The organism is Streptomyces sp. NPDC051555 (genome assembly GCF_044454405.1).
In the GTDB taxonomy this organism is placed as follows: domain Bacteria; phylum Actinomycetota; class Actinomycetes; order Streptomycetales; family Streptomycetaceae; genus Streptomyces.
Window position 1 is genome coordinate 253,658 of record NZ_JBITDP010000001.1, and the last position, 15,108, is coordinate 268,765.

Consider the following 15,108-nt stretch of genomic DNA (forward strand, 5'->3'; position numbering starts at 1 on the left):
GCGGCCTCAGCCGGCCGTGACGGTGTGCGCGGCGGCCCCGCCGGACCCGGCGGCCGAGCGGTCCGTGACGCGCCCGATGTGCGTGACGAGGTCGCCCAGGGACATGGCGAGGATGGCCTCCATGTCCTTCTCGGCGAGGAAGCCCATCAGGTCGACGTCGGCGCCGTAGCGCTCGTGGAGCTGCTCGGCGAGGGCGACGAACTCGATGCTCTCCAGGGCCAGGTCGTCGTTCAAGGTGGTGCCCATCGAGACCTCTTCCGCCAGCAGGAACTCGTCGCCGACGATCTCCACGAGCATGCCGGTGATCTCGGCGAGGATCCGGGCGTGGACACGGCCCGCGCCGGGTGCGCGGCCGGGAGCGGGAGGGAGGGCGTGGCCGGGGACGGGGGCGTCAGATGTCATGGCTGAACTCCGTTGGGTGGGCGGGGGGACGGGGGGTTCCGGTCGGGGGCGTGGTCCACGCCACGATGTGATCGAGGGGCGGACCGCCGGGGGCGGGCAGCACCGCGGTCCGGACGAGCCGGGCGCGCCCGTCCGGGGCCAGCACCCGCAGTCCCTCGGGCTCCAGCGAGGTCACCCGCCACGCGCGCGGTCGGCCGCCCAGCCCGGTGCCCGCCGCCTTGGCCGCGGCCTCCTTGGCGCACCACAGCGCGGTGAGCGCGGTCGCCGCACCGGCGCCGTCCCGCTCCGCCAACTGCCGTGCCAGCACCTCCTCGTCGGGCCCGAACGCGATCCGGAGCAGGGCGGCGGGGTCGGTGCTCACCGTCTCCACGTCGATGCCGACGGGGCCGGTGGGGTGCGCGAGGGCGACGGCGAGGCGGTCCTTGTGCGCGAGCGAGAGGTGTACCCCGGCGGCGAGCGGGCCGCCGGGCACCGGCCGGCCGTGCGCGTCGTTGCCGACGGGCACCTCGACCGGGAACACGGGACCCGCCCCGCCGTCCCACAGGAGCCGGCGCAGCGCGTCCTTGGCGGCGATCCGCCCCAGCAGCCAGGGGGCGCGGGCGCGCGGCGCGAGCCCCTCGTAGACGGCGCGTTCGGCCGCGCCGAGGTAGCGGCGCATGACCAGCTCCTGCGAGGCGGGGTCGGTCCAGCGGCGCCGGGCCGCGCACCAGCCGCCGGGCTGGGGTTCGCCGATCCCGCACACCTCCGGGGTGAACTTCATCGGCCACACCCGCTCGTCGGCGGCGAAGCGGCGGTACGTCCACCCCTCGATCCGGGCCCACAGGGCGCCGCGGGTCGCGCCCCCGGCCCGGCCGCCGCCCCCGGGGTCGGCGGGCGGGCACCGCAGCTCGACGTCGCCGAGCACGGTCAGGTCGCGGACCTCACGGACCCGGGCGACCGCCTCGACGAGGGTGCCGGGGGCGGGCGGGGGGCCGTAGAAGCGGATCCGCTCGATGGTGGCGGGAAAGACCAACCGGTCCACCGGGAGGCGCAGTTGCATCCAGTGGCCGAAGAGCTGTCCGGCGGCGTCGAGCAGCGCACCGGGGGCGGGGAGCGCGCGCAGCACGCCCCGGATGCCGTCCGCGGCCACCGCGCCCACCTCGTGCACCCCGGCGAACCCGGGGCCGTGGAACATCCACCGGTCGCGGTAGAGCGCCCGCGCGCTCACCGGGGCCGGCTGCTCGTCGGTGAGCGGCCGGGGCCCGCCGGGCTCCCGCGGGGCGGGCGGTCCGTCGTACCGCGTGCCGAGCAGCACGGTCAGCACGGCGCCGTCGCCGAGGGTGACGCGGACCCGGCCGGGCCCGTCCGACCGCACGCCGACCTCGATCCGGACGGCGGGCTCGACGGCCAGCCAGCGCAGGGCCCGCACGTCCTCGTAGCCGAGCACCACGCTGCCGGCGGGCGCCGTGCGCAGGGCCGCGTCGGCCGCAAGCTCCAGCATGGTGGTCATGGGGACGACGGGGAAGCGGTCGGAGTCCACGGGCCAGCCGGCGGGCTGCTCGTAGACGCAGTGGTCCCGGACGTACGGCAGCGTCTCCAGGGAGAGTGTGAGGGAGGCGGCCGCCTGCGGCTGCGGCTGCGGCTGCGGCTCGGGCGTCGGCGGCCGCCAGGCCTCGGTGACCGACCGGGCGGCCGCGCGGGCCTCGTCGAGGACCGCGTCCAGGGCGGACAGCACGGCCGGGGCGGGTGTCGCATCCGCCGAGGGGCGCGCGGGCCCGGGCGGGGTCGGGTCCGCCGCGCGAGCGGTCCCCGCGCCGGCCGCCGCCGGGGCCAGCAGCCCGCGGGCCGCGCCGCCGAGCCGGACCAGCGGCGAACCGAGGTCGAGCGGCACCGCGGGCCGGGCCGCCCGCGCGGTGGCCGGTGGGGGAGCGGGCCGGGAGACCCGTGCCCCCGGTGGCTCCGCCGCAGGCCCGGCGAGCCGCTCCCAGCGCGGGGCCGCTCCCTCCGCCCAGAGCGCGGCGGCCGTGCGGCGCAGCGCCGCCGTGCCCGTCAGCCGCGGGGCCGAGGTCGCGACCGCCAGATGGGGCCGGTCGCGCAGGGTGTCCTCGACGAAACCCGGCAGGCTGCCGGGGCCCATGGCCACGAAGGCCCGCACCCCCGCCTCCTCGTACAGCCGCAGGGTCAGGGTCCGGAAGTCGACCGGCTCCAGGAGGTGCCGCACCACCAACTCGCGCACCTCGCCCGGCGCCTGAGGGAAGGGCGCCCCGGTGGTCGCGGACCACACCGGCACGGTGGCCGGTGTCAACGGGAGCCGGTCGAAGGCGGCGCGCACCTGCCCGAGGTACGGCTCCCACATCGGGGTGTGGAACCCGGACCGGAACGGCAGCTGCTGACCGAGCACCCCCTCCCGGGCCAGTCGCTCCAGCACCGCGGCGACCTGCGCGGGGTCTCCGCAGATCACCGACTGGTGCGGGCAGTTGTCGTGACTGACCACCACCCGGTCCGCACCGTGCAGGGCCGCCCCGGCCCGCTGCGCCCCGCAGCCGAGGGCGGCGTACACGAGGTCGGGGACGGTGAGCGAGCCAGGGCGCAGTGAGCCGAGGAAGCCGTCCACGGCCTGCTGCGGATACATCCCGGCGGCCACCATCGCCGCCCATTCGCCCAGACTGTGGCCCGCCAACACGTCGGCCTCGATGCCCAGTTCCGGCAGTACGCGGGCGAAGAAGCGGCCGGTGGCGATGGCATCGAGGGCCCGTTCGATCAGTTCGCCGCCCCGGCCGAGCCGGGGCCGCTCCAGCGCGAACCGGTCCGCCACGTCGTCGAGGACGGGCGTGAACTCCGGTTCCAGGCCGGGGAAGAGGAAGGCCACCCGGCCGCGGGGCGCGCCGTCGCGGGACCCGGCCAGCAGCGGCTCGGAGGTGAACCACACGTCGCCGCGACCGCGCCAGGCCCGACCCCGCGCCAGCACCTTCGCGGCCAGCGCGAGCCGCTGCGGGGTCGGTCCGAGCACGGCGAGGCGGTACGGACCCCCCTGCTCCGTGCCCGATCCCGCGCCCGATCCCGCGCCCGCGTACGGGCCTGCGTACGGGCCCGCGCCCGCGCCTTGGTCCCCGTCCGGGGCCCCGCCGTCGCGGGTCGCCGTCGCGAGGAGTTCCGCCAGCCGCTCCGGGGTGCTCGCGCCCAGCAGGAGTACGCCCTCCCGCGCGCCGGGGTTCGAGGTGCCCCCTGAGCCGCCTCCGCCGGGTCTCGTGCCGAGCGGCAGGAACCGGCGCCCGGGAACCGCGCGCCGGGTGGCACCCGCCCCCGGGGCCTCCTCCAGCACCACGTGCGCGTTGATCCCGCCGAAGCCGAAGGCGTTCACGCCCGCCCGCCGGGGCGCCGTGCCCCGCTCCCACGGCTCGGCCGCCGTCACCGGGCGCATCCGGGTGCGCGCGAGGGCCTCGTGCGGCTCCTCCAGGTGCAGGGTCGGTGGCAGCACTCCCTCGTGCACCGCGAGCGCCGCCTTGATCAGGCCCGCCATGCCCGAGGACTGCATCGTGTGCCCGAGCATCGACTTCACCGAGCCGAGCCCGACCGGCCGCAGCCCGGCCGCGGGAGGCCCGAACACCCGCGCCAGGGTGTCGAGTTCCGCCGCGTCCCCCACCGGGGTGCCGGTGCCGTGCGCCTCCAGCAGGCCGAGCGCGTCGGCGGCCAGCGGGTCCAGGCCGGCCTCCCGCCAGGCCCGCTCCAACGCCCGTACCTGCCCCTCGACCAGCGGGCTCATCAGGCTCGCGGCCCGGCCGTCCCCGGCCACCCCGGTGCCGCGGACCACGGCGTAGATCCGGTCGCCGTCCCGCTCCGCGTCCGCGAGCCGCTTGAGCAGGACCACCCCGGTGCCCTCCGACAGCAGGGTGCCGTCGGCCCGGCGGTCGAAGGGGCGGATCCGTTCGCTCGGGCTGAGCGCGCGCAGCTGGGTGAACACGCTCCACAGCGTGGCGATGTGGCAGTGGTGGGCGGCGCCCGCGACCACCAGATCGCACCGCCCGCCCGCCAGCAGCGCCACGGCCTGGTCCACCGCCAGCAGCGAGGAGGCGCAGGCGGCGTCCAGGGTGTAGGCGGGTCCGCGGAAGTCCAGCCGGTTCGCCGTCCGGGCCGCGGTGAAGCTCGGGACGAGCCCGATGGAGGCGTCCGGGCGCTCCGGGCCCAGGGCGTCCTGGAAGGCGGCGCGCACCTCGGCGATCCGCCGCTCGCCGAGGTCGGGCGCCAGCTCGCGCAGCGTCTGCGCCAACTGATGGGCGGTGCGCACGCGTTGGTCGAGCCGAGCGGTGGCGACCCCCATGAAGCCGCCGCGCCCGAGCACCATCCCGATCCGGGACCGGTCGGCGGGCAGCCGGTCGTCCCCGCCCGCGTCCGCGATCGCCTCGGCCGTCGCGTGCAGGGCGAGCAACTGGTCGGGCTCGGCGCCCTCGACGGTGGCGGGCATGATGCCGAACCGGGTCGGGTCGAAGGTCGCCAGCCCGTCCACGAAGCCGCCGCGGCGGCAGTAGAACCGGTCGCCGACCGCGGGCCCCTCGGCACCCGACGGGTCGTAGTAGACCTCCGGATCCCAGCGGTCCGGGGGCACGTCGCCGATGGCGTCCGTACCGGCGAACAGGTTGCGGCGGTAGGCGGACAGGTCGGCGGACCCGGGGAAGACGGCGCCCATGCCGACGATCGCGGCGTCCGTCGGGCGGGGTCCGCGGCGCGGCTCAGTCACGGCCGTCCACCCCGCCCGGCTCCGCGTCGGCCATCAGGACCACCTGCGCGTCCCGCTCCGCGTCCGCCCGCCCGGCGGGCCCCGTGAGGCGCGCGACCTCGGCGAGGAAGGCCCGCGTCCCCTCCTCGGGGCCGATCAGCGGGATGCCGCGCCGGGCGTAGTCGCGCTCCAGCTCGGGCGTGACCATGCCGCCCGATTCGGCGGCCCAGGGCCCCCAGTCGATCGCCAGCACCCGGCCGGGGAAGGTGTCCGCCCAGGCGTGGGCGAAGCCGTCCAGGGCGTCGTTCGCGGCGGCGTAGTCGCACTGGCCGCGGCTGCCGAAGGCGCCGGCGACACTGGCGAACAGGACGAGGAACGAGGGGGGCGGGGTCGGGCCGTGCTCGGCGGCCGCGGCCGCCAGGTGCCGGGCCCCGGCCACCTTCGTCGTGAACACCTCGGCGAAGGCGTCCGGTTCCTTGTCGGCCAGCAGCGCGTCGCGCAGCCTGCCGGCGCCGTGGACGATGCCGTCGAGCCGGCCGTGCCGGGCGCGTACGTCGGCCACGACGGCCCGTACCGCGCTCTCGTCGGTGACGTCCGCACGGTGGTAGCGCACCGAGGCGGCGGACCCGTCGAGGGCGCGCAGCGTGGCGCGGACCTCGCGCTCGGCGAGGATGCGCGAGGCGGCCGCCTCGATCTCGGCGGGCCTGCGCAGCCCCGCGGAGATCAGCGCCGCGCGGAGCGCGACCCGGTCGTGCGCCTGGGCGAACGCGGCCTCCTCGGGCCCCGGTTCGGCGCTGCGCCCGAGCAGCTCGACGTGGCAGCCGGTGGTACGGGCCAGCGCGAGGGCCGCGCGCGCCGTGATCCCGCGGGCGCCGCCGGTCAGCAGCACCACGCAGTCCGGGCCCAGCGGCGGCCGGGCGGGATCGGGGGTGAGGTCGGGGTCGGGATCGGGGTCGGGGTCGAGGTCCGCCGGGACCGCACGCAGGCACACCCGGGTCCCGTCGGTGCCGTACCCCACGGACACCGGACCGCCGGGCGAATCGAGTTCGGCGAGCAGCCGGGCCGCGAGCCGGTCGGGACGGTCCTTCGGGTCGACGTCCACCGCGCGCAGCAGCACCCCCGGGTACTCCAGGGCCGCACTGCGCGCGAAGCCGTGCAGCCCCGCCCCGGCGGTCGGATCGGCGCCGCCGCCCGCCCGGTGCCCGAAGCTCCCCCCGCCCCCGCTGACCAACAGCAGCCGCGGCACCCCGCCGATCAGCGCCCGCCGAATCGCCGCGAACCTCCCGGGCAGCACCGGCTCGGCCCCGCCCCGCAGCGCACTGAGATCCACCACCCCGTCGAAGCCGCCCGAACCGCCCGCCCCATCCGCCCCATCCGGCCGGTCCGGCCCGTCCGGCGCACCCGTCGGGGTCACCGGGGCCGGTGCCTCCGGGCGGTCGGGCAGGCCGTGGACCTCCGCGCCGCGGGCGCGCAGGAGGGCGGTCAGTGCCAGGGCCACGCCCTGGCCGTCCCCGACGACGGCGTACCGCTGTCCGGTCAGGTCGTCGACCGCGGGCCGGGTCGGCTCGGCGGGCACTACGGCCGGCGTCATCCGTCGCACGCGGACCCGGTCCCGTACGGGCTCCGGCGGCCGGTCCTCCGTCCGTGTCGCCGGCTCCCGCGGCGTGCCCCGGGCGGGGTCGCTCTCCCCGGTCGGTGCCCGGTCGGGGTCCGCGGCCCGGCGGGTCGTGATCCATTCCACGATGCCGCGCAGGGTCTTGATCCGGGCGAGCTCCTCCACCGCGGACTCCGCCGAGCCGTCGGCGGTGCGGGGGAGTCCGATCCGGTCGGCCAGGGCGCCGATGATCTCGACGCGCTTGATGGAGTCCACGGACAGGTCCGCCTCCAGGTCGAGCTCCGGGTCCAGCATGTCCAGCGGGTAGCCGGTCCGCCGGTGGACGATGTCGAGGACCACCTCCATCACCCCGGCGGCCGTCACGACGGTGGGGGCGGCCGGGTCCGCCTCGGCCACCGGCACGGCATCCGATGCGGTGGTGGCGGCCGGGGCCACCGGGGCCACCGGGACCACCGCACCCGTGGCCACCACCGCACTCGCACTCGCACCCAGGAAGCCGAGCAGGACGTCCCGTTGGGCCGCGACCAGTTCCCGGGTGCCGTCCAGGTACGCCAGTACCGCCGCTTCCCGGGCGCCGGCGTCGCTCCCCGCCGGCCCGGGCACCTCGACCGCCGCGGGAGCAGTCACCCGGCGCGCCGGCCGCAGGCCGCCCGCCACCGGTTCGCCGTCGACCGTGCGGACCAGGTGGCCGTCCACCAGCCAGCCCGGCCGGCGCGGAGCCCGCTCCGGCAGGGCGGCGGTCCGCCCCCGCCACAGCGCGTCCGGCGCCACCGGCACGCCCGCGGCGACGAGTTCCGCCAGCGCGGTGACCAGCCGGACCAGGCCGTGCTCGCCGGGCACCTCCAACGGGACCACCGTGCAGGGTCGTTCGGAACCGAGGATCTTCTCCACCAGCGCGCTCAGCACCCGCCCGGGCCCGGCCTCCACGAAGGTCCGCACGCCCGCCGCGTACATCGCCTCGATCTGCTCCACGAACCGCACCGGAGCGGCCACTTGACGGGACAGCCCCTCCCGCACGGCGTCGGCCCCCGCCGGATACGGGCGCGCGGTGGCGTTCGACCAGACCGGCACGGCGGGGTCGAGCACCTCCACGGCGGCCAGTTCGGCGGCGAGGGCGTCCGCGGCCCCGGCGACCACCGGGCTGTGGAAGGCGCAGGCCACCGGCAGCGGTTGGGCCGAGAGCCCCGCGGCCCGCAGCTCCCGCACCGCCGTGGCCACCGCGTCCGTCGGGCCCGACACCACGCACTGGCGGGGCGCGTTGTGGTTGGCCACCACGCAGCCCGCCCGCTCCGCGATCCCCCGGACCTCCTCGGGTCCGCCCGTCACGGCGGCCATCGCCCCGGGATCCGCCCCGGCCGCGTCGAGGATCGCCCCGGCCCGGCGCGCACTGAGCCGCAGCAGGCCGTCCATGTCGTAGGCGCCGGCCGCCCACAGGGCGGTCAGCTCGCCGTACGAGTGGCCCGCCACGCAGTCGGGCCGTACGCCGAGCTCCGCGAGCAGCAGGTGCGCCGCCGCCCCGGCCAGCCCGAGGGCGGGCTGCGCGATCCGGGTGTCGGTCACCGCGTCCCGCAGGCCCGTACGCTCCGGCCCGGTGAAGGCGGTCGGCGGGAACATCGCCGACGCCACCGCCGTGGGAGCCCGGTCCAGCAGAGCGCGCAGCGCCGGGAACGCCACGAAGAGGTCGCCCAGCATGCCGGGCCGCTGACTGCCCTGGCCCGGGAAGAGGAAGGCGACCCGCCCGGGGTCGGCCCCCTCCGGCCGGATGTACACCCCCTCGCCCGTGGTGAAGGCGCGCGCCCGCTCCAGCCGGTCCGCCAGCTCCCGCGGCCCGCTCGCGAGCACGGCCACCCGCACCGGACCGGAGCCGCGCCCCGCCTCCGCCGCCAGGTCCCGCAGCGCCCACGGCCGCCCGGCGCCCTCGTTCTCCTCCAGCCGGGCGGCGAGCCGGGCCATCGCCCGCCCGGCGGCCCGGCGGTCCGTGCCCCGGAAGCAGAACAGCTCCACGGGCCAGGCCGCCACCGCGTGCCGCGGCTCCCGCGCCCCCGCGTAACCGGCCAGCACCGCGTGGTAGTTGGTCCCCCCGAAGCCGAAGGCGCTGACCCCCGCGAACCGCCGCCCCACCGGCACCGGCCACGGCCGGGCCTCGGTGTCGAAGCGGAACGGGCTCGACGCGCCCTGCCAGGCCGGGTTCGGCGTGTCCAGGAGCGCGGTCGGCGGCCGCACGCCCGTGTGCACCGCCCAGGCGGCCTTGATCAGCCCGGCCAGCCCCGCCGCGCACTTGGTGTGCCCTATCTGCGATTTGACCGATCCCAGCGTGCACCCGCCGGCCTGCGCTCCCGCCTCGGTGAACACCTCGCCGAGCACGGTCAGTTCGGTACTGTCGCCCACCACCGTGCCGGTGCCGTGCGCCTCCACGAGCCCCACCTCGGCCGGAGTGACGCCGGCCCGCGCGTACGCCCGCTCCAGGGCCCGGCGCTGCCCCTCCGGGCGGGGCGCGGTCAGGCCGAGGGAGCGGCCGTCGCTGGACGCGCCCACCGATTTGATCACGGCGTACACCCGGTCACCGTCCCGCTCCGCGTCCGCGAGCCGTTTGAGCACCAGCGCGCCGACGCCCTCGCCGAGCGCGATCCCGTCGGCGCCCGCGTCGAAGGGCCGGCAGCGCCCGCCGGGGGACAGCGCCCGCACGGAGGCGAACATCAGGTAGTCGTTGATCCCGTTGTGCACGTCCGCACCGCCGCACAGCACCATGTCGCTGTCCCTGTCGCGCAGTTGACGGCAAGCGAGGTCGAGGGCGGCGAGCGAGGAGGCACAGGCGGCGTCGACCGTGCAGTTCGCGCCACCGAGGTCGAGCCGGTTCGCGACCCGCCCCGCGATCACATTGGCGAGGACGCCGGGGAAGGAGTCCTCCGTCAGCCGCGGCAGCTGCTCGTCCAGCTCGGGCGGCAGCGCTCCCAGGTAGGCGGGGTGCAGGGCGCGCAGCCCGTAGGCCCCCGCCAGCTCCGTACCGGCCTCCGCGCCGAAGACCACCGAGGTGCGCGCCCGGTCGAAGGCGCGTCCCGCGCCGTAACCCGCGTCCGCCAGGGCCCGCGCGGAGATCTCCAGGGCCAGCAGCTGCACCGGCTCGATCCCGGACAGGGAGGCGGGCGCGATGCCGTGCGCGAGCGCGTCGAAGGGCAGCGCCGGGAGGAACCCGCCCCAGCGGGACGGCGTGCGCTCCCCGGCCCGGGCGGGGTCCGCGTCGTAGTACAGCTCCGGGTCCCACCGCCCGGCCGGGACCTCCGTCACCGCGTCCGTCCCGGCGAGGACCTGGGCCCAGTAGGCGTCGAGGTCGGGTGCGCCCGGATAGGCGCAGGCCATTCCCACGATCGCGACGTCCAGCGGATCGGCCGCCCCGCCGTCCCCGCCCGGCTCCGCGGCCCGCGCGAACTGCCGGGCCCGCTCCTCCAGCAACTCCGATGCGCCCGTGGTCACTTCGCGGTGCAGTGCGGCCACCGTCGTGGTGCCGCTGCGCAGGGTCGCCGCCTGGCCGAGCATGAACAGCCCCTCGGCCCACTGCTGTTCCTCGCCGACCGGCTCCGGAGCCGCCCCGCCCACCGGGCGCCCCAGACCCTTGCTGGCGATCCGCAGCCGGCCGAGGTTGAGCCGCTCCAGCTCCTCCCACACCCGGCGCGGCTCGGCGCCCTCCCGCTCCAGTCGCCGCCGGGTGCTCGCGAAGGCCCCGGCGTACGGGGTGGGCGCGCAGCGCGTGGCGTGTCCCGGCGCGGTGTGCAGCAGGACGGTGTCCGTGCACTCCAGGGCGGCCCGCTGGAATCCGGGCAGGACCGCGCCCGCCGCGACGGCCTCCTCGGTGAACAGGTACGCCGTGCCCATCAGCACCCCGAACCGGGCACCGCGCTCCACGAGCGGCGCCGCCGCGGCGGCCGCCATCGCCGCGGACCGGGCGTCATGGATCCCGCCCGCGAACAGCACGTCCAGGGAGCCCGGTTCGCCGTCCGCGAGCAGCAGCTCCAGCTGCTCCTCCCACAGCGGGAAGGAGGCCCGCGGGCCCACGTGCCCGCCGCACTCCAGCCCCTCGAAGACGAAGCGCCGGGCGCCCTCGGCGAGGTAGCGCTCCAGCAGCGCGGGCGAGGGCACGTGCAGGTGGGTGGAGATCCCCGCCGCCTCCAGCGGAGCGGCCTGCGCCGGACTGCCGCCGGCGACGATCGCGTACGGGGGGCGTACGTCGGCCACCGCGGCCAGTTGCTCCCGGCGCAGCTCGGGCGGGGCGAAGCCGAGCAGCCCGACCCCCCAGGGGCGACCGTCCAGCCGATCGGCGGTCTCGGCCAGCAGGCGGCGCACGTCCGCGCCCGCCATCACCGCGAGCGCCAGGTACGGCACCCCGCCCCCGTCCGCCACGGCCTCGGCGAAGGCCGCCTGATCGCTGACCCGGGTCATCGGCCCCTGGGCGACGGGGAGGTGGAGGCCGTCGGGGCGCGGGCGCAGGGGTGCGCAGCGCGCCGCCGTCGCCGGCCGCTCCAGGACGGTGGCCCGGACGGCCTGGAGCACCCCGCCCGTGGTGCGGTGGCGCGCCGCGAGCCGGGCGGCGAAGGCTCCGTCCTGGCCGACGGGCAGCAGCTGACGCGCGAGGCCGCGGGCCCCGAGCAGGAGCGCGGGAGGCCCCTCGGGCAGCGGCAGGTCGGGTCGCGCGTAGACCCGGTGGCCGTCGGCGAGCCTGGTCTGCGAGGCGTCCATCCCCCGCAACGCGTCGCAGACTTCGGCGGGCAGTGCGGCCTCGCCCTCGGTGGTCAGGGCGAGTTGTGCGTCGAGCACCACCCCGGCGGCCCCGCCCGCGACGGCGGCGGCCGCGGTGTGCGGGCCGATCCCGCCGCAGGCCAGCACGGGCACCGCGATCGCCGGATCGCCGAGCAGGTGCTGGAGCAGCACGAAGGTGGTGGAGCCGCCGGCCCGGCCGCCCGACTCGTGCCCCCTGGCCACGAGCGCCACCGCCCCCGCGGCGACCGCGGCCACGGCCTCCCCGTGTCCGGTGACCTCCGCCCAGACCCGCCGCCCGGCCCCGGCCCAGTCGCCCGGCGCCGCCTGCGGGTCCGCCAGCAGCACGGTGTCCACCTCGGCGGGCAGGTCGGCGGGGCCGAGGGGGCAGCCGTGGGGCACCCGGACCCCGTACGGGCGACCCAGCAGGCGGGCCAGCTCGGTGAAGGCGCGCAGGGCCGCGGCGGGATCCCGGCCGAGGTCGAGGAGGCCGAGCGCCCCGGCCCGCTCGGCGGCGGTCACGATCCGCTGGTTGGGCTCCTCGAAGGGGCTGAGCGCGACCACCAGGTCACGGGTGGCGGCGGACGGAGCGGCCTGGGGGGTCACGGGCGTTCCTCTTCCGGTGGGGGACAGAATCAGTGCTGTGTGACATGTCGCGGTGCGTGGTGAGGCTGGCGTGACGCGGCGCGGCAGTGCGTTCGGCATCGGGCGGCCGGGACGCACGGCCGGGACGCACGGCCGACACGCACGGCCAAGACGCACGGACGGGGACACGGGGGTGGCGGGGCGCGGGGCGGGCCGTGCCGTCCACGGTTCGGGCGTACGCGGTTGGAGCGTCCGTGGTTCGAGCGTCCGTGCTTCGGACGTGCGCGGTTGCGGGCGACCCGCCACGGGACCGGCGGGCTTGAACGGTGGTCAAATTCCCTGACGCCGCGATGCATCGTGCGGTCGGCGCCCTGCACTGTCAACGGGCATGCGGAGGACGGGCTTTCGCACCCGTCGATTTCCGGACCGCCCCGCCGGAGCCCGCCGGGGGACCCGTATCCGACCGCTGTCAGCGGGCTGGCCTGCACGTTCGTCCGCGGCGGCGGGGCCGTGCCGTGCGCGGGTCGGCCGCTCGGCCCGGTGCGAGTCATGCCGCGGCGGTACGTCTTGTCGCCGACCGGGTATGACAGCCCTGCGCGGGCGGGAAGTTGTTCACCCCGCAGCCCCTTACACCTGGGTCATCGCGCGGTTACCGTCCGGTCATGACCCCCACACTCGCGCAGCTTCGCTACTTGGTCGCCGTCGCGGACTGCCGTTCCATCACCAGCGCCGCGGCCTCGGTCTTCGTCGCCCAGTCCGCGCTCTCCCGGGCCGTCCAGGCGATGGAACGGGACCTGGGGGTGGAGCTGCTCGCCCGCCGGGGGCGGGGGGTGGACCTCACCCCCGAGGGGGCCCGGGTCGTGCGGCTCGCCCGGACCGTGCTCGACGCCGTCGAGGCGATCGACGACATCGGCGCCGCCACCACCGGCGGCGCCCGGGCCACCCTCGTGGTCGTCGCCACCCCCACGCTGGCCCTGGACCTGGCCGCCGACCTGGTCCCCGCCTTCACCGAACGGCACCCGGGCATCGACGTGCGGCTCCAGCAGTACGACAGCCGCGAGGTGTTGACCCGGGAAATCCTCGAAGGGCGGGCCGAGCTGGCCCTGGTCGACCTGCCGGTGGACAAGGAGCTGACGACCCACCACATCCAGGAGCGCGAGGTGGTCCTGATCTCCCCGCCGGGCTCCCGGCTCCCCGATCCGCTGCCGTTCCGGGCGCTCGACGGGCTGGACATGGTCCTGCCGTCGCCGGGGACGGGGCGGCGCACCGAGATGGAGGCCATGTTCAGCTGCCTCGGCGTCCGTCCCGTGCCCTGCCTGGAGGTGGACGAGCGGCTGGCCTGGGTGACCGGCGTGACGGACGGGCGCGGCTCCCTGATCTGGTACCGGGACGTGGTGGCACGGGCCTTCGGGCACCGGGCCGAGGTCCGGTCCTTCACGCCGCCGTTGCTGCGGCCCGTCGGCATCGCGCACGCACGGAGGCCGCTCAGCCGGGCGGCCCGGGCGTTCATCGCGCACGCGCGACACAAGGCGCCGGTGCGGGAGCCGGCCCGCTGACACCGGGCGCCGCGTGCCCGGGCGCACCGGGCGGGCCATGCCCGATCGGCATCGAACCATGCTCAAACAGTGGGCGGACCGCCCTGGTCCGCTGGATGACGGGCCGTCACATTGAGCGCATGCCTCGACTCCTCACATCCCCCTGGGCGGCCGCGCTGGCGACGGCGGCCCTCGCGACGGTCCTGCCCACGGTGGCCTGGGCGGCCGGCGCCGACCGTCCCGCCCCGTCCGCCGCCGCCCCCGCCGTGGCGCCTGCGTCCGCGCCCGAGAAGAAGTGCGTCCTGCCGGGCGGACTCACCGAACTGAGCGGCCTCGCCGCCAGCCGCAAGCACCCCGGCATCCTCTACGCCGTCAACGACAGCGGGAACACCAATCAGGTCTTCGCCGTCGACTGTTCCACGGCCACCGGGCAGCTCAAGGCCACCTTGACCATCTCCGGCGTGCCCAACACCGACTGGGAGGCCCTGGCCCTCGGCAAGGACGCGACGGGCGCCCCCGTGCTCCTCGTCGGTGACATCGGGGACAACTTCTCCGGCCGGGCGGAGATCACCGTCCACAGCTTCCCCGAGCCGGACCAGCTCGTGAACGCCGAGGTGACGCCGGTCAGTTACCGCTTCGCCTACTCCGACGGCAGGCACGACGCGGAGTCCCTGCTGGCCGACCCGCTCACCGGGCAGCTGTACATCGCCAGCAAACTCATCGGAGCCGCCGGCCAGTTGTACAAGGCGCCCCTGCCGCCCCGGCCCGGTCAGGTGAACACCCTCAGCCCGGTACGGCCCGGCCCCGTGTTCGCCACGGATGGCGCGTTCTCACCCTCCGGCGCGTCCTACGCAGTGCGCAGCGGCGGGCCGTTGGGGGCCAACACCGCCTCCGTGTACGACGCCTCCTCGGGGGCCAAGCTCGCAGACGTCCCGCTCCCCGCGCAGTCGCAGGGCGAGACCGTGACCTACGCCGACTGCTCGACCCTGCTCGTGGGTTCGGAGAACGACCCCCAGATCTGGCGCGTCCCGCTGCCGCCCGAAGCCGCCCCGGGCTGCGGCACCACGCCGACGCCGACGCCGACGCCGACGCCGACGCCGACGCCCACGCCCACGCCCACGCCGACACCGACTCCCACGCCCACGCCGACCCCCACCCCGACCTCGGGTGACCTCAAGGTCACCGACCCCGGCCCGCAGAGCTGCAAGTTCAACCAGACCTGCACCCTCCAACTGACCGCCACCGGCGGCCGCACCCCGATCCGCTGGAGCGCCACCGCCCTGCCCTTCGGCCTCACCCTCGACACCACCACCGGCCGCATCACCGGCAAACCCTGGAGCAGCGGAACCACCCGGATCACCGTCACCGCCACCGACACCACCCCCACCAGCGCCACCACCACCTTCCCCCTCACCGTCAACTGGTTCTGAGGCGGAACGCGGCCGCGGGGGCCGGGGGCGCCCGGCGGCGCGGGGCGGGGGGCGGGGCGCAGGCCGGGCGGGGGGGTTGGGGGTGGGGGGGCGGCCCGC

At 77.2% G+C, this 15,108-nt stretch carries 5 protein-coding genes; 2 read left to right on the forward strand and 3 right to left on the reverse strand.

What is annotated here, in order from left to right:
- Positions 1-6: 6 nt before the first annotated feature.
- From ACIBEA_RS01045 to ACIBEA_RS01055, 3 genes are read right to left on the reverse strand one after another with little or no spacing between them, the layout of a single operon-like run.
- Positions 7-402, reverse strand: a complete 396-nt coding sequence (locus ACIBEA_RS01045) for an acyl carrier protein (protein ID WP_399256539.1) — start codon at positions 400-402, stop codon at positions 7-9.
- On the reverse strand, positions 392-5,116 hold the full coding sequence (locus tag ACIBEA_RS01050; protein ID WP_399256541.1) for a beta-ketoacyl synthase N-terminal-like domain-containing protein: 4,725 nt from the start codon (positions 5,114-5,116) through the stop codon (positions 392-394). The genes ACIBEA_RS01045 and ACIBEA_RS01050 overlap by 11 nt, the downstream gene beginning before the upstream one ends.
- Positions 5,109-12,065 carry an SDR family NAD(P)-dependent oxidoreductase gene (locus ACIBEA_RS01055; RefSeq protein ID WP_399256543.1) on the reverse strand — a complete coding sequence of 2,319 codons (6,957 nt, stop codon included), beginning with the start codon at positions 12,063-12,065 and terminating at the stop codon, positions 5,109-5,111. The genes ACIBEA_RS01050 and ACIBEA_RS01055 overlap by 8 nt, the downstream gene beginning before the upstream one ends.
- 641 nt (positions 12,066-12,706) lie before the next feature.
- On the opposite strand from ACIBEA_RS01055, the gene ACIBEA_RS01060 reads away from it, so the two are divergent.
- Both ACIBEA_RS01060 and ACIBEA_RS01065 read left to right on the forward strand, forming a co-directional pair.
- A complete protein-coding gene (locus ACIBEA_RS01060) occupies positions 12,707-13,600 on the forward strand; it encodes a LysR family transcriptional regulator (RefSeq protein ID WP_399256545.1) in 894 nt (297 codons plus the stop codon).
- A gap of 119 nt (positions 13,601-13,719) precedes the next feature.
- Entirely contained in the window at positions 13,720-15,009 is a 1,290-nt protein-coding gene (locus tag ACIBEA_RS01065; RefSeq protein ID WP_399256547.1) for a hypothetical protein, read from the forward strand.
- Positions 15,010-15,108 lie beyond the last annotated feature (99 nt).